This window comes from Pseudomonas edaphica (assembly GCF_965277385.1).
Lineage (GTDB): Bacteria > Pseudomonadota > Gammaproteobacteria > Pseudomonadales > Pseudomonadaceae > Aquipseudomonas > Aquipseudomonas edaphica.
This window is the reverse complement of the sequence record NZ_OZ255725.1, coordinates 1,476,575-1,497,508: the sequence shown is the minus strand read 5'-3', so window position 1 is coordinate 1,497,508 and position 20,934 is coordinate 1,476,575. Positions and strand designations below refer to the sequence as shown.

The following is a 20,934-nucleotide window of genomic DNA, read 5'->3' as shown; positions in this document are numbered from 1 at the left end:
TTGCCTGCGATAGCGGCCCATCAGTCATACATCGGGTGACTGATACACCGCCATCGCAAGCAAGCCAGCTCCCACATTTTGGTTCTGTGTTTGGCTTGGGGCCGGGTTAGATCCCCATGTTGCCCAAAGTGATCATGATATTGCGCAATGTCCCGGAAATGACCGGGTGTTCGGCATCGAACTCTATGGCTGCTTGATTCACATCGTCGGAAATACTGGGCGTTTGGGTGGCCGGTTCAAGTTCGAGTTGTAATTCGAACTTGGCAATCAAGGCTTCCAGTGCTTCACGTTTTTCTTCAGACAGCGGCGGTTGCTGTTCCAACTGCCCGCGCAGGATGTTGACCTGTTCTTCAAGCTTTATGCGGTCAGGCATGACGTTCTTCCTTTTATCGATAGGCACTGGCATAGACCGCGGCACGCCGTGAAAGGTCTACGGGCTGACCTGTAGATTAATCCACCGGCGCCTTGAGTGCATGATCTCTATCAGGGCTTCTCGCCTTTAAGCTGGCGCAGGCTGATATCCGCCAGGCAGGTGCCCAGCTCGCCAAGGTGATCGATCACCGAATGCACGCCCAGCCCATACAGCGCCACCGTGGCTTTGCCGCGCTTGTGCTCGCGCTGTTGTTCGGTCAACGCCTGCCATTGCTCAGGTGACAGGCCGCACAGCGAGCCGCAGGACGCCAGGCCGATGGTCCATAACCCGGCATTCAGGCCTGATTGCAGCAAACGCGGCTCGCCGCTGACCAGCACACAGCCTTCGAGGCGTTCGATATTCAGTGCCATCAAGGCTTGCCAGCAGGCATGTGGCGCCGGCCAGCGGAGGGAGGAGGGCGGTGTTGCCTTCACCCAGTCGGGCAATGCGGCCGACAGGGGTGTGGTGACAGAAGCGGGCAGTTCATCCAGCCAGGCGCAGGGCACGCCTTGGTCCTTGAGGCTGCGCAGAATCTTCAGCGCGCCGGGCGTGGCCTGGGAGTCGGGGCAGGGCGAGTCTGTGCGGGCTTGGGAACCGAAATCCACCAGGCAGCCACTCAGGCCAAACAGCACGGCAGTCAAGGTGGGGGCGCTGGCTATGGCAATTTCGGCGTGAGGCATTTCGACTTCCCTGAAATAACTATCCTGAAATAGCTACGACGCTATCCGGGCTGCATGACAAGCGGATGACACTTAACCTGTTTGTAGGAATTTTGTGCATTTTGCGTATGTCGTTTCCTCGTTACTGCCTAAATCCACACATCCGTCATATACTGACGGTCTTATTCAGGGCATAGCGCCCATGACAGATCATTCAAGGAGCCAAAGCTATGCGCTGGAGCCAGTACTTCGCTCAGCTATCTGTGTGTGCAACTATCCTGCTCGCCCCCTTCGCAGCCCAGGCTGCGTCGGAAGACGATCCATGGGAAAGCGTCAACCGCCCGATCTTCACCTTCAACGACACCGTTGATACCTACGCGCTCAAGCCGATTGCCCAGGGTTATCAATTTGTAACCCCGCAATTTGTGCAAGACGGCATCCACAACTTCTTCCGCAACATCGGCGATGTCGGCAACCTGGCCAACAACGTGCTGCAGCTCAAGCCGCACGCCGCCGGTGTAGACACCGCCCGCCTGTTGATGAACACCACCTTCGGCGTGCTTGGCTTTGTTGATGTGGGCACCAAAATGGGGCTGCAACGCAGCGATGAAGACTTCGGCCAGACCCTCGGCTACTGGGGCGTTGGCAGCGGTCCTTACGTGATGCTGCCGCTGCTCGGCCCAAGCACCCTGCGTGATGCGCCGTCCAAATACGTCGACAGCTACACCCAACCGTACCGCTACATGAACGATATCGGCTGGCGCAACAGCACCTTCGGCCTGAACATCGTTGATACCCGTGCCAGCCTGCTCGACAGCGAGAAGCTGATCACGGGCGACAAATACACCTTTATCCGTAACGCTTACCTGCAGAACCGTGAGTTCAAGGTAAAAGACGGCAAGGTCGTCGACGACTTTTAAGCCGTGACGTTTTGAAATGAAAAAAGGCGACCTCTATAGGTCGCCTTTTTTGTGCGCGTTTTTCAGCGCATTTTCAAGATCCTGAGGCCCAGGTGCTGGCGCTCGCCTTCGTTTTTGGCCCACACCACCTCGGTGTCCGCCTCCAGGCCCGTGAGGGCGGCGTGTTCCGAATCGATGCGCACGGTCAGTTGGTCTCCCACCTGAAACTGGCGAGGTGCCTCAACCTGCATGCCGGAGCTGGAAAGGTCCACACAAACCCCGGCAATCTCTTGCCCCGCGTGGATCAGCGCCACATCGGCATCCACGCGCATGCGGATGAAATCGCGTTTTTCGTCGTAGCCGCGCTCATGTTCGCTCACGGGTTCCATCCTTACTTTGTGTTGTGGTGGTGACTGTTCTTATAACTCCCGGTGATTTGCGGTGTAAAGACGCCCGGCGACCATCGGCATGAGCTTGAAACCCCTGACGGATGGGAGTACCGTCTGCGCCTTAGAAGGGCACCTCTGCTTTACCGTTGTGCATGGGAGAAATCCCAGTACTTTGTAGGACAGAGAGGCTAGAAAGCGAATCCAGTACGTGAGCCCGGCCATTGCCGAGCCGCCTACGCCAACCTAATTCTGGCGCCGTTTGCCCACATGCAAAAAACCAGTGCCACGCTGCTGATAATCGATGACGACGAAGTAGTGCGCGCGAGCCTCGCGGCCTATTTGGAAGACAGTGGCTTCAGCGTCCTGCAGGCCAGTAATGGCCAACAGGGTCTCCAGGTGTTCGAGCGCGACAAGCCCGACCTCGTGATCTGCGACCTGCGCATGCCCCAAATGGGCGGCCTCGAGCTGATTCGCCAGGTAACCGAGCGTGCGCCGCAGACGCCAGTGATTGTTGTGTCCGGTGCCGGCGTGATGAACGATGCTGTCGAGGCCCTGCGCCTGGGCGCTGCCGACTACCTGATCAAGCCCCTGGAAGACCTGGCGGTGCTGGAGCATTCGGTGCGCCGCGCGCTGGACCGTGCTCGCCTGCTGCTGGAAAACCAGCGCTACCGCGAAAAGCTCGAAACCGCCAACCGCGAACTCGAAGCCAGCCTCAATTTGCTCCAGGAAGACCAGAACGCCGGTCGCCAGGTGCAGATGAACATGCTGCCGGTGAGCCCGTGGACCATCGACGAATTCAAGTTTGCGCACCAGATCATCCCGTCGCTGTACCTGTCGGGTGATTTTGTCGACTACTTCCGCGTCGATGAGCGACGTGTGGCGTTCTACCTGGCCGACGTGTCCGGCCACGGCGCTTCTTCTGCGTTTGTTACCGTGTTGTTGAAATTCATGACCACACGGCTGTTGTTCGAATCCAAGCGCAATGGCACCTTGCCGGAGTTCACCCCCTCCGAGGTGCTGGGCCACATCAACCGAGGCCTGATCAGCTGCAAGCTGGGCAAGCACGTGACGATGGTTGGCGGCGTTATTGATGAAGAAACCGGTCTTTTGACCTACAGCATCGGCGGTCACCTGCCGATGCCGGTTTTATACACTCCCGACAGTGTGCGTTACCTGGAAGGCCGTGGTCTGCCGGTGGGCTTGTTTAACGAAGCCACCTACGAAGACCACATCCTGGAATTGCCGCCGACGTTCAGCCTTACGCTGATGTCCGACGGCATACTGGACCTTCTTCCAGAGCCTACACTCAAAGAGAAAGAAGCCGCCTTGCCCCAAAAGGTCAAGTCGGCGGGCGGCAGCCTGGATGGCCTGCGGCAGGTTTTTGGATTGTCCACGCTAGGGGAGATGCCGGATGATATCGCCCTATTGGTGTTGAGCAGGAATCTTTGATGAGTACCGGAAGAATCCAATTCGCCGAGCAAGACGGGACCTTCGTCCTGAAGTTTGTCGGTGAAGTGCGCCTGACCTTGTGTTCGGCGCTGGATGCGACGATTGAGCGGATCTTCACCGCGCTGAACTTCTCAGCGATCGTGATCGATCTGACCGAAACCCGCAGCATCGATAGCACCACCCTTGGCCTGTTGGCCAAGTTGTCCATTCTGTCTCGGCAGAAGGTTGGCCTGTTGCCGACCGTCGTCACCACCCACGAAGACATCACCCGTCTGTTGCAGTCCATGGGCTTTGATCAAGTGTTCAACATCGTTGACCGCCCGATCCCGTGCCCGGAATGCCTGACCGACCTGCCTTCGCAAGACCAGTCCGAAGAAGTGGTACGGGTCAAGGTGCTGGAAGCGCACAAGATCCTGATGGGCCTGAACGAGTCCAACCGCGAAGCCTTCCACGACCTGGTCAACGCCCTAGAGCGCCACTGACCTTCAGTTGAAACCCAATCCAATGTGGGAGCTGGCTTGCCTGCGATAGCGGTATGTCAGCCACCTATTCATTGCTGACCCACCGCTATCGCAGGCAAGCCAGCTCCCACAGTTTGAACGGTGACTGGTTTGAGAACTGCGAACCACAAAAAAGGGCGGCACCCTCACAGGTGCCGCCCTTTTTGTCGCCGCCTGCCTTACAGCTTGGCAGTCAACAACGCCTCCAGCTTCTCCTGGTCCCGAGCAAACTGACGAATCCCCTCCGCCAGCTTCTCAGTCGCCATTGCGTCCTCGTTGGACTCCCAACGGAACTGCGCTTCAGTCAAATGCACCCGCGCTTCACCGGCATGGCCTGGCGACAGCTTGCGCTCCAGCTTGCCTTCATCGGCGGCCAGCTTCTCCAGCAGGTCCGGGCTGATGGTCAAGCGGTCACAGCCGGCCAGCTCTTCAATCTGGCTGAGGTTACGGAAGCTCGCACCCATCACTACAGTTTTATAGCCATTGGCCTTGTAGTAGTTGTAGATGCGCGTTACCGACACAACGCCTGGGTCTTCAGCGCCGATGTAGTCGTTGCCGTTAGCCTTCTTGTACCAATCGTAGATACGGCCCACGAACGGCGAAATCAGGAACACACCGGCTTCGGCGCAGGCGACGGCCTGGGCAAACGAGAACAGCAGTGTCAGGTTGGTTTGAATGCCTTCTTTTTCCAGCTTCTCCGCTGCGCGGATGCCTTCCCAGGTGGAGGCGATCTTGATCAGCACGCGGTCACGGCCTACGCCGGCTTTGTCGTACAGGTCGATCAGACGGTGCGCACGCTTGAGAATCGCGGCTTCATCGAACGACAAACGCGCATCCACCTCGGTGGAAATACGCCCCGGTACGACTTTGAGAATCTCTTGACCTACCGCCACCGCAAAACGGTCGCTGGCCAGGCCGACGTCACCGTTGCAGTCCTTCACAGCCTCATCCAGCAGCGTGGCATAGCTTGGAATCGACGCCGCCTTGAGCAGCAGGGAAGGGTTAGTGGTGGCGTCTTGCGGCTTGAGCTTGGCGAGGGTGGAGAAATCGCCGGTATCGGCTACAACGGTGGTGAATTGCTTGAGTTGTTCCAGCTTGGAAGTCATGGGCGTGCTCTGTCCTGTGGGTCTGATGACATTACCCGAGCGCCGACAAGCGCTCAAGGGCGCAAATACATTCAGTCGTTTGCGAGGGCAACAACCTGAAAACAGCCGTTTGAATGCCCCGTCTTGGTGCTAAATAGGAGACCAAAACCCCCGACAGGTTCAACCCAAGTTCCCCCAACCAACGCGGCCCCGTGTGAGAGCTGGCTTCCTGTGGCGAGCAGGCTTGCTGTGGCGAGCAGGCTTGCCCTGCGTTGGGCTGCGAAGCAGCCCCAGTAAGGCGATCGAGTTTTTCATTCAGAACGCCGTCATAGTCATCAGGGCCGCTACGCACCCCAACGCAGGGCAAGCCTGCTCGCCACAACAGCCCAGCCACCGACCAACCCTGACACCCATCACCCAAAACGGTGGGAGCTGGCTTGCCTGCAATAACGCCAGCCCAGCCACCAACCACCCCCTGACACCCTGCACTCAAACTGTGGGAGCTGGCTTGCCTGCGATAACGCCAGCCCAGCCACCACCCAACCCCCTGACACCCCGCACTCAAACCTGTGGGAGCTGGCTTGCCTGCAATAACGCCAGCCCAGCCACCACCCAACCCCCTGACACCCTGCACTCAAAACGGTGGGAGCTGGCTTGCCTGCGATAACGCCAGCCCAGCCACCACCCAACTCCCTGACACCCCGCACTCAAAACTGTGGGAGCGAGCTTGCTCGCGAAAGCCGCCTGTCAGCCTCCAAATAAACCAACTGACACCCAACCCCTCACCGCCCCTCCAACAACTCCCCAGCCTGATCCAACAAAGCCAACGGATCACTCGCCTTATGAATATCCACCGACAACAACTGCCTGAACCGACGAGCCCCCGGAAACCCGGTCCCCAACCCCAACACATGCCGAGTAATGTGATGCATCGCACCACCACTGGCCAAATGCTCCGCAATATAAGGCCGCAACTGCGCCAACACCTGCGCCCGACTCACCACCGGCGCCTCACTCCCAAACAACCGCTGATCCACCTCCGCCAACACATACGGATTGTGATAAGCCTCCCGCCCCAACATCACCCCATCAAACACCTGCAAATGCTCCTGGCACTGCTCCAGCGTCTTGATCCCGCCATTCAACACAATCTCCAACTCCGGGAAATCCTGCTTCAACTGCGCCGCCACGTCATACCGCAACGGCGGAATATCCCGATTCTCCTTCGGCGACAACCCCTCCAGAATCGCAATCCGCGCATGCACCGTAAAACTCGTACACCCCGCATCCCTCACCGTCCCAACGAAATCACACAACTCGGCATAACTGTCCCGCCCATTAATCCCGATACGATGCTTCACCGTCACCGGAATCGACACCGCATCCCGCATCGCCTTCACACACTCCGCCACCAGGGCCGGGTGCGCCATCAAGATCGCGCCGATCATATTGTTCTGCACCCGATCACTCGGGCAGCCGACGTTCAAGTTCACTTCGTCGTAACCGGCCGCCTCAGCCATACGCGCGCAGGCAGCCAGGTCGGCGGGGACGCTGCCGCCCAACTGCAGCGCGAGTGGGTGCTCGGCTTCGTTATGGCGCAGGAAGCGCTCGTGGTCGCCATGCAGGATCGCGCCAGTGGTGACCATCTCGGTGTAGAGCAGGGCGTGCTTGGAGAGCAGGCGCAGGAAGTACCGGCAGTGGCGGTCGGTCCAATCCATCATCGGGGCGACGGAGAAGCGGCGGGAGAGTGGGGCGGATTGTAGGGGCATTGAGGGATCTGAGTCAGCGGGGTGAATGGGGCGCAGTTTATCAGGGATGGGTCTTGGGTGTGGGAAGGGCGTGTTTCGCGGCCTTCACCACTTCGAGCGCGGACGTTGTCTTGTGTGGAATATGCCAAGAATTTGTAAGCGATCTTCGCGTACCCGATACGGGATCAGATAGGACCAGTTGGGCACCGCCCATTCTCGGGTGTGTTTTACCCGACCTTCACGGCCCATGGAGGGAAACTGAGCTAGCTTGTCGACGCTGGCGAAGATGACATCGGAGAAGTCGTCAGCCGCCTTTGGATTTTCGAGAGCGATATAGTTTGCTTCGTCTTCCAGATTTTTGAGTGCTTTTTCAAGCCACTCTCAACCCGCATTCCGGCTCCAGCGCCTAGCGCGCATCGCTGCCACTTGGTCGTCGGTGGCGAACTTGCCTTGGTCGGCTTCTTTTACTGCCAGTTCGATCTGGGCGGTCAGCGTTTTTTCGTGTTCGATGTAGTCGCGAAGAACGTCCATCGCCAGGTAGGTCGCAGTCTGGCCGTTGGTTTTGGCCAGGTCGGCGAGAGAGTTGGACAGGTCTTCCGGGAGGTTTAGGGAGATTCCAGACATGGCTGCCTCGATGGTGGGCGGTAGTTGGGCATCTTACACCTTGGAGCACTCGCTTGAATCGACAGGTCGTCGCTAGGTGTATCCGGAAGTGATTTGTTCGACATCACTGCCGGAGTATCGTGGCCTGACCCCGATATCTCTAGTAGGGCCCTATCAGGGCATGTGTGCGTATTGGGAAAGCATGGCTCGCGCTAGCTTAAGTATTCATACTCGGAAACGTTAAAATGGAGTCCCGCATGGCGCAGCTACCTGATTTCATAACGCTTGACGAGCTGGGTGACCTCATCGAAGGCCAAGTACATCCGGTAATTTTGAGCTACGAAAACGAGCACATCGCTACTCATCATGGCGTAGGAACTGCATTCGTCCTAGAACATGGAGGGGAGCTATTTGTTATCTCTGCACAGCATGTGCTCGTTAGCCAGTATGCAAAAGCTGAAGACCTGCGTATCAGGCTACGTAACGCTCCTATTTCTATCGTTTTTGACCGAAAAGCGGTTTTCGTTCCTGACTTCGACCCAGATTTCGATTTACTGATCCTGCGCATTCTTGAATCCCAGCACGAAGCGTTGATAGCTGCTGGCCTCAGTTGGATTCGTGCCACAGATATTATTCAAACTGAGCACCAGCCAAGCGCCGACGTCTTCCGAGTTTTCGGATACCCAGATGTCGGCAGAGCCTACGACTACGATAAGCAGTTGCTCTCGGCAGTTCTTTACTCGGTCAATGGAGTCCTTGTTGAATCGACACTACCTGGGCTCACAACCCTGAAAGTTGTCGGTGATCGTCCCGGTGAATTCAGAGGTATGAGCGGTTCAGTCGTGATCGCTGAGACCAATGATCAATGGCAATTCGCGGGCATGGTGACTCTCGCAAGCGACGTCAATGGACTACTCAACTTCATACCCGCTGAGAAAATCCTCTACTACCTCGACCGAATTCTAATGCTAGAAATGACCGGCGAGTTTTTGAAGGATTAGGGCAACACCATATCTGGGGATCGCGACATCCGCTGTATCACGGTCGTCAGGTGAGATCAGGGAGTTGAATCTTCCGGCAGCGTCAGGGATTCCGTGTCATAGCAGCCTCAATGATTGCATCCAGTCGGGATCTTAAATCGTTGGTTGCTGTTTTGGTTCGGCAGGCCACCTTAGGACCGCTAAATAAATCTGTCCCCTCCAATTAGATTCATCGTTTCCATATGTCCCAAGCACAAAGGACGTTTGTAGTAGTGTATTAAGATTAGATTTTAGTGCTCTTGGGGTGTCTGATTCTTTTGAGCATTTCCCTCGTGCTTACAGGTTTAAGCATTCCATGCGAAATTGCTCGAAAGGAAAGAACAGATACACCGAAGGAGAAAAGTAAAAGTAACATTGGGATAAAGAAAATTAATAATATTTTGGATTGTGGTCCACCATCTCCTGTGTCGATTTTCAATTGCAGCATTATGGTGATTATAATTGCACCAAGAGCAAGCCCTGATGTAAACAAAATCGTTGCCTGAAGTGCTCTTTCAGCAGCGTATAGGGAGCGGCGTTGAGCGGGGCCGGGGTTGAAAGCACGAGATCTGTTGTAAAGTAATGCCGAAAAGCCGAACAAGATAGCTAATATTGTAAAGCATAAAGTTGCCAGGTAGAAAAACTCTTTTTGCGCCAAGTAATGGTAGGTTGTGGTGAAAAATATAGTTGAGCCAAGAGAGAAAATCGTGAAGAAAAAAAGTCTTAGTGTCAGTCTTTTTATTAATTTTTCAGCTCGATTTAACAAGTAAGTAATCCTTTCTAAATATTTTTAAAGCCGAATTTTCGATGTTCTGTTAGGAGAGCGGTAGGCATCTCTCGCCTGGGCCGGCCGATCCAGGGAATTGTAAGCCTAAGCTACTGATGGAATTAATAACCTCGCAGACGAGCTGGGAGGCTTGAGTGCGGATCTGCTGGAGGTAAGCGACATCGATGCTAGTGGCAAAGATCCTCTGCTTCCGATCAACAAACGATGGCAATGACTTGCCGTTGACATCCGGTGCCCCCCAAGCGCCATGGCATATGACGTTGCGCAACTCGGCAGCATGTATCAAATCGTCCACCAATTGATCAAAATTGCTAGGGGGCCTTTTATGGTAATTGCGCAGGGCACTGCCGTATGAATCAATGAGCCCTCTGAGAGGATCAGACAGCGCCCGCTCAAGCTGGCCCGGCCATTTGCTGTATGCCTGCTCCAACTCATCCTGCGCGTACCTGCGCGTAGCGGTCAGGGCGAAAATGGCTCTGCCCAATACCTGCTCCAGAAAGCCGTAAGTTGCAACCGTACGACCCAGTTGCTCCCAGAATTCACCCGAATGACGATGGGTGGGATAGTCGACTGGCAATTGGCCTTCGTCGAGCTGGTAATATTTGGCACTCATCAGCTACCTCCAAAAACGTTCTAGAATAGAGGCGCCCAGGGCGCTTTTTCACAGGCGCGGCGTCGTGAGTGCACCGGTTTCAGCTTTCTGCCATTTTCTTGGCCCAGAGAGCGTCGGTGTATTCGGCATTAAACGCGTCAAAATCGTCCTGGTCGAAAATTCCCAGTTCTTTCAGCTCAAGCATGCGTCCATCGATCATGCCTTGTCGCCAGGAACTGCTGCCGGGGTCTTCGTCGCTCAGCAAATAGCCTAGTTCTTCGCGTAATCGCGTCAGGCGACGAGCTTTCAGAGTTTCGTTGGGATCGAGAGTCATCTACCGTCCTCTGGCTTTGTTAACGCGAGTTTACGTGGGTAGATCCAAAGTAGCGCTCCATCGGCGACTATTCTTCTCTAGCCTGTCTAAATCGACTATTACGTCTCTCATACTTTGATCTCGACTCCACTCGCCTGGTGAAGGTTCGTCAGCGGGTAGATCTGCATGTGATCGAAGTTTTCTAACTATGTCAGATGCTTGGAGCCCTAGTACTGCATACCCTCGTCTCCTTACCCAGAAAAACTCGGGATGATCGGGTGGGTCGTAGTCGTACTCCTGAATTCCCCGGAGCTTTCCATGAAGCTGGTCTTGTAGATCGGGAATTCGAAGTATCGAGTACATCAGATCTTTGGGTAGCAGCCTCCAGTCGACGTCGAGCTCCAAGGGAGCAAATACAGGCGTCGCGGTAGTGGTTTGAGATTGGCCATCCTCGCCTGCGGGTTGACCCCGCAATGTGCCATCGTCTATGCAGACGTCAAAGCATTGAGTTGCGAATTGCTCCAAATGCGAAACAACGATAATCCCAAGGTATGTTGTGTTCTGGTTTACCGTATTCCGCTTGATCCAAGACTCCTTAGCTAGAACGAACAAATTTCCGAGCAGGACACCGCTGATACCTGCTGCTGCCGAAATGATCGCTGAAACGTTCCCTGGGTCCATGATCGCTCCTGCGCGAATGTCACGAGTTAAACGCTGATTGTAGGCATACAGGAGTCAAAGGAGCAGACATAAATCCATCATCTGGAATGAGAATATGATGCATGTGTCGGTTTGCGTGGTACGAAAGTGGTACGGGGTTTTTTTGCCTGATCTGGAGTGACCGGATTATGTAGCCTATAGGATTAGTAGTTCCAATCCATCACCGAAAAGGCTGATATTTTTCGCTGGTGACCGGCAGCAGTCGACCCATTGCGACCATTCGCAGGAGCCACCAGAATCGGGGGACTTCTGGTGGTGAGGTGGTGAGGTGGTGAGGTGGTGAGGATTGAAGTATCAGAAGCAGCCGACTGGACGCTTTTCGAGGACGTGGCCCGGGTTCTTGAGCAAGGGCTGGGAGGTTGCTGGAAAGAGAGGCTCGATGGTCAAGATCAGCGCTACTGGGATCTGTTGGTAGATGAACACACGCTCACCCTGCACCTTGAACACTATTTAGGCATTTCAGTGGACATTCCCGATGGCGCAGATGACATCGCTCGAAGAGTATGTGCGTTGCTCAAGCAGCCTCTTTGCGGGTAAGCCCGCTCCAACAAAGATCACGTCTGATCTAGACGGCAGCAGTGGGTCGATTTCTGCCTGTAGCCACCGTCAGCTTTTGGCCGTTTTCTGCCTGTCGCGAAGGGCTGAAAACGACCCTGAGCGGTCCGTCAAACCGCCCGAAAGGCATATTCAATGCAGTGTGTCAGACACGGCCTCGAATGGAGAAGACATTGCAACAAGAGCCAAAATGTTTCGATTTGAGCAGAGACCTGCCTATTTTGGTGCGCTAAATCACTGGTACAGTGCCGTGATCAAAAAGAAGTGGCGACCATACGGATGCACTGAATATGTCCAGCCCTTTTGTTCTGCCATCTCAGGTCGATCGAGCGGCTTGTCAGTTTCATCGTAGACAAGGTTGTAGAAGAAGTTCGGTCCAGTAGCCCCACCGGTTTCCCCCCAATCCCACTTCCCGTATTTTGGCGACGGCCCGGGTAGATTGCGGGCCAGTTCCGCATAGTGACCACTCGTCAATTGGAATCGTATCCAGTCGGGATTGATTTCGTAGTGGGCAAAGGCCACTAGCAACCCGATCGTTAGGGCTGGCGCGCCCATGACGGAAAGTAACCTACCCCATAGGCGGTACCATAAACTGGCGATCAGCCCGACGATGAAGGTACCCATTGCAATGAGCGCGGGGACTCCAAGCAGCGGAATCATTAAGAGCCAAAGCCCATACACGCGGTCGAGTTCGTCACCAAAATAGAACACCGCGCCGGCCGTTAGCCAAACATAAAAATGAGCCGGCCTCAGCCATCCTGCTGTGCTCACCGGGGATTGATCTGCTTCGGTACTGGTTTGATTCATCGGTCCTCCGTGACCATAGTTTATTTCGCACTTCGGATAGTAGAACCTGACAACTTGGGACTCCGGCTTCCGACTATTGTCGCACTTGGGAAATCGCAGAAACTCCACGTAATGCCTCTCGTGTGCTGACCGTCCCTGTGCAGATTGTCGCCGATTTACACACGTCCGTCGAACGGCTGTAAATGGCCGATTCTGTTGAAAAAGTCGGCTTCGAATTCCACGCCAGAAAAGTACGCGCCTGAGATTGAAATCTGAATTTTTGGCAGAAGGTTCAGTACTCGGATTTCACGTAGCAGCGGGCAACAGAGGTGTTTTCATCCATCAATATTCGAGTGTTTTGGGAAAACCGACTTTTTCAACACAATCGGCCGATTGCTGCCTGTCGTTAGGAGCATGGTGTCGCTGCTTGGAAGTAGTATTGGTACGAAAGTGGTACGCAGCTTTCAGGTCGGCTCTACAGAGCAAGTAATACGCGGCCTATAGGATTAGTAATTCCAATCCATCATGGGGGGCGAGGCAGGAAGGACTAAGTGATCCGAAGAACAGGCCAAATCCTCTAGGAAAAATCCCACACGTTTCTCAGCTTGCCCCTCAGACCCCCTCTAGCTAACCTCCCCCAGCCGCTGCCAATCCAGCGGCCGGATGTGGAAGTCCGACCAAGCTGAAGGCGTTCAATCGCCCATAAACACCTACCGACGTTTTTTTACGTCTGTATGATTGCTTATGGCGGCTGTGCGCGGGGCACTTCGGTGCGCCGGGTCCTTTAGCCCTGGTCTTCCACACCTGCGTACAGCTGCCACCCTCATGTGGAAGTGAGTTTGGTAGTTCCTGGAATTCTAAAGGAGCTTCGCCATGTACAAGGTCACACCGAATCCGCCTCATGCCTCAAACGCTGAACCCACCGATGCCAAGCTTCACGCTGCGGCTCAGCGCGCTATTCATCATTACCTGCCGCCATCTGACGACAACGCCGCCCCCGCCGACCACCCAACCACCAACCTATTCCACGTCAGCCCCAACATCGACACCGAAACCCTCCTAGCCAACGCCGCCGAGCACCTCGACTCCGCCAACCAAATAACCGCCACCCTGGCCTTCGACCTCGAAGACCCGCACCGCGCCATCATCCTCGGCATCCAGCAACTCATCGACCTAAGCGCTCTACTCGTCGCCCGAGCCCAAGAGCAAGTCGCCCCTGCCGCCAGCCCAGCCACCGCCTGACCCCCAACCCCGCCGCCTTACCCAAAGGCGGCAACCTGAACCCATGCTGTCACCGCGCAAAATTTCATAATCCCCAGCGCCTTTGAGGTCTACGATCCTCTTCAAGAGAGGACCCCCGCGCCTCCAGCCCACAGGGAACTGAAAACATGATCTCGAACCTGGTTAAAGTCGCGCTGATTGCTGGCACGTTGCTGTTGGGCGCTTGTTCGACGGGGTCGTCGGGCGGGAGGGGTGACCCTTGTTTTACTGGCGGATGCCAGGCGTTTGGGGACCATAGCCCGAGCAAGGCGGCCAAGATGAGTTTTGGCGGGAGTGGGTTGGGGAGTAGTTATGGGGAGTATGGGGCGGGGTTGTTGCATGATGATTGATGGGTGGTGGGGCAGTCGTTGATTTGTTGACTGACCCACCGCTATCGCGGGCAAGCCCGCTCCCACATTGGTGCAGGGCTCCCGCATTGGAATAGGGGTGGCCTGATATTTCAGTGGCCGCCTTTCATGCGGCGGGCGATGAGGTAGATGCCCAGGCCGACCAGCGCGGTGGCGGCGCCGATGTAGCCGGTGCTGGTCCAGCCGTATCCCGCTGTAATTGCCATTCCGCCGAACCACGGCCCTAGCGCGTTTGCCAGGTTGAACGCTGCGTGGTTTGACGCTGCCGCCAAACTTGGGGCTTCGTGGGCAATGTCCATCAGGCGGATTTGCAGCGGCGCGGCCATGGCAATCATGGTGCCGACCAGGCCGATGCCCAGCAGTACGCTCCACAGCGAGCTGGCGGCGAAGGTGAAGAAGATCAGTACGGCCATCGACCACACCATGATCCAGCCCACGGCGCGAAATTGCAGGCGGTCGAACAGTTTGCCGCCGGCGATGTTGCCGATGATGCCGCCGACGCCAAACGCGGCGAGGCCGAAGGGGATCCATTGGGGCGAGACTTTGGTCACTTCGAGCATGGTCGGGGCGAGGTAGCTGAACACGCAGAACATGCCGGCAAAGCCAATCGCGCCGATGGATAGGGCCATCCACACTTGGGGTTTGGTGAAGGCGCGCAGTTCTTTGCGCGGGTCGCTGCGCGGTTCGTCGTGGCGGTCGGGGACGAATTGCCAGACGAGGGCGATAGTGCACAGGGCGATGGCGCTGACCAGTGCGAACGCCGAGCGCCAGCCCAGGTGTTCGCCCAGGAAGGTGGCGATGGGGTTGCCGAGCAGCATGGCGAGGGTGAGGCCCATCATCACGCGGGCCACGGCGCCGGCGCGTTTGTCGTTGGGCACCATGCTGGAGGCGACGACGGCGGCGATGCCGAAGTAGGCGCCGTGGGGCAGGCCGCTGATGAAGCGGAAGGCCACCAGCGAGCCGAAGGTGGGGGTGAAGGCGGTGGCGAGGTTGCCCAGGGCGTAGAGGCCCATCAGCAGTAAGAGCATGTGTTTGCGCAGCAGTTTGGCGCCGAGAATGGCCAGCAGTGGCGCGCCGACCATCACGCCCAGGGCGTAGGCGCTGATCGCGTGGCCGACTTGGGGTTCGCTTAAGCCCAGGTTTTGGGCGATGTCGGGCATCAGGCCCATGATGGCGAATTCGCCGGTGCCGATCGCGAAGGCGCCCACGGCCATGGCCGCTTCCATTTTGGCGGCGCTGCGCGCGGGCAGTACGTGCCCGGGTGTTTGCTGGATAGTCATGGGTAACTCTGTAGGAAAAAAGTGCACGAAGGACAGTGGCGATGCTACGCAAGCCGCCACGAAGGTGTCTAGAACAGCGTTTTGCGCGAGGGTTCAGTTTGATTAAACGCCCTGTGACCCCAGGTCGCGGCTGCGATGCTTGACACGTGCGCGTTAAAAGCCGCGATTTAGAGCTGTCAATTGGCCAAACGGCGCATAAATGCGGTTCAGCGTGATATTCTGCGCGCCGTCTTGGTCTAGTCTTTCCCCGGTGCGTACACCCGTATACGTCCCGGCGGTCGGCTGTCGCCCAGGTAGCTGAAGCCAATAATGATAAGAAGTCAGCGCAGAAGGGACAAAAACAGTGAGGTCGCTACGTCGGCCTTGTGTGCCCACCCTACGGCCTGCAGAGTCAGGGGCGGTGGGGCGGATGGCGTTTTATCATAGGTGCTACTGATGTTTAAAAAAGTAAACACTGCCCTGCTGGGGCTGGCTTTGTCGATGGGGATCACGTCCGTTCACGCGGAAGAGGCAAAGAAAGTCGATGTGCTGCTGATCGGCGGCGGCATCATGAGTGCGACCCTGGGTGTTTGGCTCAATGAGCTGCAGCCGGACTGGTCGATGGAGATGGTCGAGCGCCTCGATGGCGTGGCCGAAGAAAGCTCCAACGGCTGGAACAACGCCGGTACCGGTCACTCGGCCCTGGCCGAGCTGAACTACACCCCGGAAAACAAGGACGGCACCGTTGAGATCCCGAAAGCGGTCGAGATCAACGAAGCGTTCCAGATTTCCCGTCAGTTCTGGTCCTGGCAGGTTCAGCAGGGCGTGCTGAAGAACCCGCGTTCGTTCATCAACTCCACACCGCACATGAGCTTTGTGTGGGGCGATGACAACATCAAGTTCCTGAAAAAGCGCTACGAAGCCCTGCAAGCCAGCCCGCTGTTCGCCGGCATGCAGTACTCCGAAGACCCGGCGCAGATCGCCAAGTGGGTTCCATTGATGATGGAAGGCCGTGATCCGAAGCAGAAGATCGCCGCCACCTGGACCCCGATCGGCACCGACGTGAACTTCGGCGAGATCACCCGCCAGTTCGTCGCTCACCTGCAAACCACGCCGAAGTTTGATCTCAAACTGTCGAGCGAAGTGCAGGACATCACCAAGAACGCCGACGGTTCGTGGCGTGTGAGCTACAAAAACCTGAAAGACGGCACCAAGACCGAAACCGACGCCAAGTTCGTGTTCATCGGCGCGGGCGGCGGTGCACTGCACCTGCTGCAAAAGTCGGGCATTCCTGAAGCCAAGGAATACGCAGGCTTCCCGGTTGGTGGTTCGTTCCTGGTGACCGATAACCCGGCCATCGCCGAGCAGCACATGGCCAAGGCCTACGGTAAGGCTTCGGTTGGCGCGCCACCGATGTCGGTTCCGCACCTGGACACCCGCGTGCTGGATGGCAAGCGTGTGATTCTGTTTGGCCCATTCGCAACCTTCTCGACCAAGTTCCTCAAAGAAGGCTCGTACCTGGACCTGCTGACCAGCACCACCACCCACAACATCTGGCCTATGACCAAAGTCGGTATTCGTGAATACCCACTGGTCGAGTACCTCGCCGGCCAACTGATGCTGTCCGATGACGACCGCTTCAAGGCGCTGCAAGAGTACTTCCCGAACGCCAAGCAGTCCGACTGGCGCCTGTGGCAAGCCGGTCAGCGCGTGCAGATCATCAAGCGTGACGAAGAGCAGGGCGGCGTCCTGAAACTCGGCACCGAAGTGGTCAGCTCCGCCGACAACACCATCGCCGGCCTGTTGGGTGCATCGCCGGGCGCGTCCACCGCGGCTCCGATCATGCTGACCGTGCTGCAAAAAGTGTTCAAGGACAAGGTCGCGACTCCTGAGTGGCAGGCCAAACTGCACCAGATCGTACCGAGCTACGGCACCAAGCTGAACGACAGCCCGGAAGCGGTTGCCAAGGAATGGGCCTACACCGCCGGTATCCTGCAACTGACGCCTCCGCCTGCGATCCCGCAGTTGAGCGCACCAAAGGCAACCCAGGCCACCGAGGCTGCCAAGCCTGCGGCTGAGCCGAGCAAGCCGACGTCTGACCTGGCGCTGTAAGCCAAGCCTGATGTTAAAAAGCCCGCTGAACCGGTAACGGTCAGCGGGCTTTTTTGTGGGCGTGTGTTCAGGTGCGGGAGCGTTCGGCTGGCGGCAGTTCAACTGTGCGCTCGGCGGCGGCCAATGCGGCCTTTAAACCTGCTTTATCCAGCGGCACGCAGTACGCAGGCTTGGCCCGCTCAAAGCGCCAGCTTTCATCCAGCGTTCCCGCGTCCACGGCGTCGAAACCCAGCTCGTCGAGCAGCGTGATCACATGCGCCTTTGCCGTCGCATCATCGGCGGCCACCGGCAGGGCGCGACGGTCAGGCGCGCCGTGGGGGCGTGCATCGCGGTTGATGTCTGAGTCAAAGATCGCATTAAACACTTTGACGACCTTTGAGTCGGCAAAATGCTCGGCCAACAGGCGGCTGGTGGTGGTTTCAAAACGGTCCAGCACCGGGATATGCCCATCGCGGTCAGGGTAGTAATTGTTGGCGTCCAGCACCGTTTTGCCTGCCAGCCACTGCGCGGGCACGCTGCGGTAGTGTTCAAGCGGGATCGCCACCAGCACCACGTCGCCAAACTGGGCGGCATCCTGCGCGCTGCCCACTTGCACACCGGGTATGCCGCTGCGCACGCTGCTCATGGTCTGCGGGCCACGGGAGTTGCTCAGCATCACCGCGTGCCCGGCAGCCAGGGCCAGTTGGGCCACGGCGCGCCCGATAAAACCTGCTCCAATCACGCCAATCTTCATGGCTTTGCTCCTGCGAAGTGGGGGAGTGGCTATGATGATTGGCAACCATTGGGTGATAAATGTGTGGTTTGGAGTCAGTGTAGTTACTGGGAGTAGTTAATTGTGGACCGTCTAACCAGCATGAGTGCGTTTGTAACGGCCGCCGAGCTGGGTTCTTATGCCCGCGCGGCCGAGCGCTTGAACCTGTCGCCGCAGATGGTGGCCAAGCATGTCACCGCGCTGGAGCAACACCTGGGCGCCCGCTTGCTCAACCGCACCACGCGCCGGCAAAGCCTGACGGAGTTGGGTAGCGCGTACTACGAGCGCTGCAAACATATCCTCACGGAAGCCGAGGCGGCCGATTCGCTGGCGCAGATCATGAATGACACCCCGCGCGGCAAGTTGAAGGTCACCGCCCCGGTCACGTTCGGCTCCTACAGCCTGATGCCGCTGATAACCGGGTTTTTGCGTGACAACCCGGATGTGGAAATCGACTTGCACCTGACCGACCGTTTTGTCGACCTGGTGGAGGAGGGTTATGAAGCGGCTTTTCGCATCGGCCCGCTTGCGACGACCGGCCTTACGGCGCGGCCGCTGGCACCTTATCGCCTGGTGGCCTGCGCCGCGCCTGCCTACCTGGCCGCACGGGGCGTGCCTTTGGTGCCGGCAGACCTTGAGCATCACGAATGCCTGGGTTATGCGTTCTGGTCACGCCCGGCAGAGCGTGAATGGGTCTTTTACCAAGGCACCACTGTGCACAAGGTGCAGGTTGCCAGCCGTTTGCAGGTCAACGAAAGCCGGGCGTTGATGACGGCGGCACTGGATGGTTTCGGCATCGTGCTTGGCCCTGAAGACTTCTTGCGCACGGCACTGGCCAAGGGCGAGTTGGTGCGGGTGCTGCCAGGCTTCGAGGCGCCGAGCCGCTCGATGCACCTGGTCTACACGGCGAACCGCCAGCGCACGGCCAAGTTGCGGCGCTTTGTCGAGGCGGTGCTGGGGCGTTTCGGACCCGCTTGAGCGCTCAAATACCGGCCCTGTGGTGCGAATACCTCAGGTTCAGCAACCTGACAGACACCACCTGTTAAAAATAACCCAGAGCCAAGCAGGAGCGAGGCTGCAGCAAGGGGGCATTTTTTACCGGTGTATTCGTTGGGCGCTGGCGCCCGAGGGGTGTGTATGTTGCTACGTTATGCGGCATTGGCGGCGTTTGTCGTCGCGGCGTCCGGGTGTGTACAAGAGCGCGTGGTGCACGAGCGCGGGCCGGTGCAACGAGAGTATGTCGAGGTGGTGGCGCCGCAGCCGCCGCCGGTGCAGGTGATCGAAGTCGAGCCAGCGGCTCGCTACGGTTATGTGTGGTCACGCGGCTACTGGCGTTGGGAAGGTGGGCGCTATGTGGCGGTGCACGGCCATTGGGAGCAGGTGCGCGAAGGTTATCGTTATGTGCATCCGCACTGGGTGCAGCGTAATGACGGTTATCACTGGCAGGGCGGTGGCTGGGTTCGCTGAACCTGGCACCTGACAAAACGGCTAGCTCGGCTTTTGGGTGCCTAACAGCTTGACCTCGCGCAGCAGCGCGGCACCGAGTTGATCGCTGCCCAACTCCTGATAGCCAACTATCTGGGTGTCGCCGTGTTCTTCGGCCTGGATGATGATCACCGGTGTCTCCTTGCCGGTGGCTTCATCCACATGCAGGGCGTACTGCGGCACATCCACCTTGATCGGTGAACCCGCGGGCTTGCCTTGCACATTCAGCGTAAACGCCGCGCAGCCGCTGTCGATATCCACGCTGGTCGCGGAGCGGCCGCTGACGAAGCAGGTTTTGGGCAGGGCGGGCCAGGTGATGGTCTCGGCCAGGGCGAGGGTGGGCGCCAGGGCCATGGCAACAAGAAGCAGCATGCGCACGTGGGGAGTTCTCTTGATCAAGGGCAGTGGCGTTTTTTACCAAAGCCCGGCATGCGTCGCAATGCTGCGGCTCAAGCCAGGCGCTTCATTCCCGTGGCTTTTGCCGCATTAAGGTCGAAGGTGGCGGTGTATTCACAGCCGGCTGCATGGGCGCAGCGTTCGATCAGGTAGTCGGCGAAATCGGCTTTGCCGGCGGTGAATCGTCGCAGTGCCTGCCAGATGATCTCGGCGTGCTCGACGGTCAGTTCACGGGTGCGCAGCAGCGTTTCCAGCACGGTCACCACGTCGCTTTTGGCCGATTGGTAGCAGCTTTGCAGCACCCAGACCAATTCCACCACCGACACCAGGCTGACAAAGCCCGGTGACACGCTGGTGAGCGACTCGATCAGCGCCGAGGCCTTGGGCGATTGCACGGGGTCATCCTGGGTGACATAGCGCACCAGCACATTGGTATCGAGCCCGATCATCCGGCGTTTGCTCCTTGCGCGGCGATGGCGCGGTTCATGTCTTCGATCGACACGGCCTGTGCGGGCTTGCGGATCAGCCCCTTGAGGTCCTGCACGGTTTTGCTCGCGGCGATAATGGAAAACTTGCCGTCTTCCGTTTCGACAAATTCAACCCGATCGCCTGTTTCCAGGCCAAGCGCGGTGCGCACTTGCACGGGGATAGTGATTTGCCCTTTCGAGGTGAGTGTGGCGGTGGCCATAGTGAAAATCTCCATCGTGATATTCCTTACATTAAGGTAAGGATTTATGAAGGACAAGATCCGTTGGTCCATAGGGTGCTCTGCTGGTGTGAGTGAGTG

26 protein-coding genes and 1 pseudogene are annotated in these 20,934 nt (G+C 57.5%); 10 read left to right on the top strand and 17 right to left on the bottom strand.

The annotated features are described in order from the left end of the window. Positions 1-106: 106 nt before the first annotated feature. Both ACQY47_RS06645 and ACQY47_RS06640 read right to left on the bottom strand, forming a co-directional pair. Complete coding sequence (locus ACQY47_RS06645; RefSeq protein ID WP_017137441.1) at positions 107-373, bottom strand: DUF4404 family protein; 267 nt, start codon at positions 371-373, stop codon at positions 107-109. Between the two features lie 110 nt (positions 374-483). Next, a complete protein-coding gene (locus tag ACQY47_RS06640) occupies positions 484-1,092 on the bottom strand; it encodes a phosphatase (RefSeq protein WP_099548682.1) in 609 nt (202 codons plus the stop codon). A gap of 209 nt (positions 1,093-1,301) precedes the next feature. Between ACQY47_RS06640 and ACQY47_RS06635 the strand changes: the two genes are divergently transcribed. Beyond that, positions 1,302-1,991, top strand: coding sequence for an MlaA family lipoprotein (locus tag ACQY47_RS06635; protein ID WP_065929195.1), 690 nt, complete (start codon positions 1,302-1,304; stop codon positions 1,989-1,991). A gap of 62 nt (positions 1,992-2,053) precedes the next feature. Here ACQY47_RS06635 and ACQY47_RS06630 read toward each other — a convergent pair whose 3' ends face one another. Beyond that, on the bottom strand, positions 2,054-2,350 hold the full coding sequence (locus ACQY47_RS06630; RefSeq protein ID WP_017137444.1) for a PilZ domain-containing protein: 297 nt from the start codon (positions 2,348-2,350) through the stop codon (positions 2,054-2,056). A 276-nt stretch (positions 2,351-2,626) separates the two neighbouring features. Here ACQY47_RS06630 and rssB point away from each other — a divergent pair, with 276 nt between their 5' ends. Next, a complete protein-coding gene (gene rssB / locus ACQY47_RS06625; RefSeq protein ID WP_099548684.1) occupies positions 2,627-3,808 on the top strand; it encodes a two-component system response regulator RssB in 1,182 nt (393 codons plus the stop codon). Further along, positions 3,808-4,290, top strand: coding sequence for an anti-sigma factor antagonist RssC (rssC, locus tag ACQY47_RS06620; protein WP_003172602.1), 483 nt, complete (start codon positions 3,808-3,810; stop codon positions 4,288-4,290). Before rssB ends, rssC begins: the two co-directional genes overlap by 1 nt. Before the next feature lie 197 nt (positions 4,291-4,487). Here rssC and tal read toward each other — a convergent pair whose 3' ends face one another. The 4 genes and pseudogenes from tal to ACQY47_RS06600 all read right to left on the bottom strand — a co-directional run bounded on the left by tal (position 4,488) and on the right by ACQY47_RS06600 (position 7,765). Next, complete coding sequence (tal, locus tag ACQY47_RS06615) at positions 4,488-5,414, bottom strand: transaldolase (protein ID WP_428556603.1); 927 nt, start codon at positions 5,412-5,414, stop codon at positions 4,488-4,490. A gap of 761 nt (positions 5,415-6,175) precedes the next feature. Further along, the gene (gene dusA / locus ACQY47_RS06610; protein ID WP_428556600.1) at positions 6,176-7,162 is read right to left on the bottom strand and encodes a tRNA dihydrouridine(20/20a) synthase DusA; all 987 of its coding nucleotides are present in this window, start codon (positions 7,160-7,162) and stop codon (positions 6,176-6,178) included. Positions 7,163-7,246: 84 nt separating this feature from the next. Continuing rightward, positions 7,247-7,522 (bottom strand): annotated as a pseudogene (locus tag ACQY47_RS06605) (type II toxin-antitoxin system RelE/ParE family toxin); the annotation flags it as partial. Further along, positions 7,523-7,765, bottom strand: coding sequence for a CopG family ribbon-helix-helix protein (locus tag ACQY47_RS06600; RefSeq protein ID WP_200433298.1), 243 nt, complete (start codon positions 7,763-7,765; stop codon positions 7,523-7,525). Positions 7,766-8,001: 236 nt separating this feature from the next. On the opposite strand from ACQY47_RS06600, the gene ACQY47_RS06595 reads away from it, so the two are divergent. Further along, the gene (locus ACQY47_RS06595) at positions 8,002-8,745 is read left to right on the top strand and encodes a hypothetical protein (RefSeq protein WP_428556598.1); all 744 of its coding nucleotides are present in this window, start codon (positions 8,002-8,004) and stop codon (positions 8,743-8,745) included. 262 nt (positions 8,746-9,007) lie between these two features. Here ACQY47_RS06595 and ACQY47_RS06590 read toward each other — a convergent pair whose 3' ends face one another. The 4 genes from ACQY47_RS06590 to ACQY47_RS06575 form a co-directional block, all read right to left on the bottom strand. Then, positions 9,008-9,529, bottom strand: coding sequence for a hypothetical protein (locus ACQY47_RS06590; protein ID WP_428556596.1), 522 nt, complete (start codon positions 9,527-9,529; stop codon positions 9,008-9,010). 49 nt (positions 9,530-9,578) lie between these two features. Beyond that, on the bottom strand, positions 9,579-10,163 hold the full coding sequence (locus ACQY47_RS06585; RefSeq protein ID WP_428556594.1) for a hypothetical protein: 585 nt from the start codon (positions 10,161-10,163) through the stop codon (positions 9,579-9,581). 79 nt (positions 10,164-10,242) lie between these two features. After that, the gene (locus ACQY47_RS06580) at positions 10,243-10,476 is read right to left on the bottom strand and encodes a hypothetical protein (protein WP_428556592.1); all 234 of its coding nucleotides are present in this window, start codon (positions 10,474-10,476) and stop codon (positions 10,243-10,245) included. 30 nt (positions 10,477-10,506) lie between these two features. Further along, positions 10,507-11,136 (bottom strand): hypothetical protein, encoded by a 630-nt coding sequence (locus ACQY47_RS06575; RefSeq protein ID WP_428556590.1) that lies wholly within the window; start codon positions 11,134-11,136, stop codon positions 10,507-10,509. A 318-nt stretch (positions 11,137-11,454) separates the two neighbouring features. Here ACQY47_RS06575 and ACQY47_RS06570 point away from each other — a divergent pair, with 318 nt between their 5' ends. Beyond that, positions 11,455-11,712 (top strand): DUF3630 family protein, encoded by a 258-nt coding sequence (locus tag ACQY47_RS06570; RefSeq protein ID WP_428556589.1) that lies wholly within the window; start codon positions 11,455-11,457, stop codon positions 11,710-11,712. Between the two features lie 252 nt (positions 11,713-11,964). Here ACQY47_RS06570 and ACQY47_RS06565 read toward each other — a convergent pair whose 3' ends face one another. Further along, a complete protein-coding gene (locus ACQY47_RS06565) occupies positions 11,965-12,537 on the bottom strand; it encodes a hypothetical protein (RefSeq protein WP_428556587.1) in 573 nt (190 codons plus the stop codon). Positions 12,538-13,389: 852 nt separating this feature from the next. Between ACQY47_RS06565 and ACQY47_RS06560 the strand changes: the two genes are divergently transcribed. Further along, a complete protein-coding gene (locus ACQY47_RS06560; protein ID WP_428556585.1) occupies positions 13,390-13,758 on the top strand; it encodes a DUF6124 family protein in 369 nt (122 codons plus the stop codon). Between the two features lie 146 nt (positions 13,759-13,904). After that, positions 13,905-14,126: a hypothetical protein gene (locus tag ACQY47_RS06555; RefSeq protein ID WP_428556583.1), complete on the top strand. Its 222-nt coding sequence runs from the start codon at positions 13,905-13,907 to the stop codon at positions 14,124-14,126. A gap of 110 nt (positions 14,127-14,236) precedes the next feature. Here ACQY47_RS06555 and ACQY47_RS06550 read toward each other — a convergent pair whose 3' ends face one another. Then, on the bottom strand, positions 14,237-15,424 hold the full coding sequence (locus tag ACQY47_RS06550; protein WP_428556581.1) for an MFS transporter: 1,188 nt from the start codon (positions 15,422-15,424) through the stop codon (positions 14,237-14,239). A gap of 435 nt (positions 15,425-15,859) precedes the next feature. Here ACQY47_RS06550 and mqo point away from each other — a divergent pair, with 435 nt between their 5' ends. Next, a complete protein-coding gene (gene mqo / locus ACQY47_RS06545; protein WP_099549600.1) occupies positions 15,860-17,515 on the top strand; it encodes a malate dehydrogenase (quinone) in 1,656 nt (551 codons plus the stop codon). A gap of 67 nt (positions 17,516-17,582) precedes the next feature. On the opposite strand, the gene ACQY47_RS06540 is transcribed toward mqo, so the two are convergent. Beyond that, the gene (locus ACQY47_RS06540) at positions 17,583-18,248 is read right to left on the bottom strand and encodes an NADPH-dependent F420 reductase (protein ID WP_240792720.1); all 666 of its coding nucleotides are present in this window, start codon (positions 18,246-18,248) and stop codon (positions 17,583-17,585) included. A gap of 120 nt (positions 18,249-18,368) precedes the next feature. On the opposite strand from ACQY47_RS06540, the gene ACQY47_RS06535 reads away from it, so the two are divergent. Both ACQY47_RS06535 and ACQY47_RS06530 read left to right on the top strand, forming a co-directional pair. After that, a complete protein-coding gene (locus ACQY47_RS06535; RefSeq protein WP_176991362.1) occupies positions 18,369-19,244 on the top strand; it encodes a LysR family transcriptional regulator in 876 nt (291 codons plus the stop codon). 159 nt (positions 19,245-19,403) lie between these two features. Further along, complete coding sequence (locus ACQY47_RS06530) at positions 19,404-19,733, top strand: YXWGXW repeat-containing protein (protein WP_099549597.1); 330 nt, start codon at positions 19,404-19,406, stop codon at positions 19,731-19,733. 21 nt (positions 19,734-19,754) lie between these two features. Here ACQY47_RS06530 and ACQY47_RS06525 read toward each other — a convergent pair whose 3' ends face one another. The 3 genes from ACQY47_RS06525 to ACQY47_RS06515 form a co-directional block, all read right to left on the bottom strand. Continuing rightward, positions 19,755-20,123: a hypothetical protein gene (locus tag ACQY47_RS06525; RefSeq protein WP_428557347.1), complete on the bottom strand. Its 369-nt coding sequence runs from the start codon at positions 20,121-20,123 to the stop codon at positions 19,755-19,757. A gap of 77 nt (positions 20,124-20,200) precedes the next feature. After that, on the bottom strand, positions 20,201-20,596 hold the full coding sequence (locus ACQY47_RS06520; protein ID WP_138816170.1) for a PIN domain-containing protein: 396 nt from the start codon (positions 20,594-20,596) through the stop codon (positions 20,201-20,203). Beyond that, complete coding sequence (locus ACQY47_RS06515) at positions 20,593-20,850, bottom strand: AbrB/MazE/SpoVT family DNA-binding domain-containing protein (RefSeq protein ID WP_017137462.1); 258 nt, start codon at positions 20,848-20,850, stop codon at positions 20,593-20,595. The genes ACQY47_RS06520 and ACQY47_RS06515 overlap by 4 nt, the downstream gene beginning before the upstream one ends. Positions 20,851-20,934: the final 84 nt, after the last annotated feature.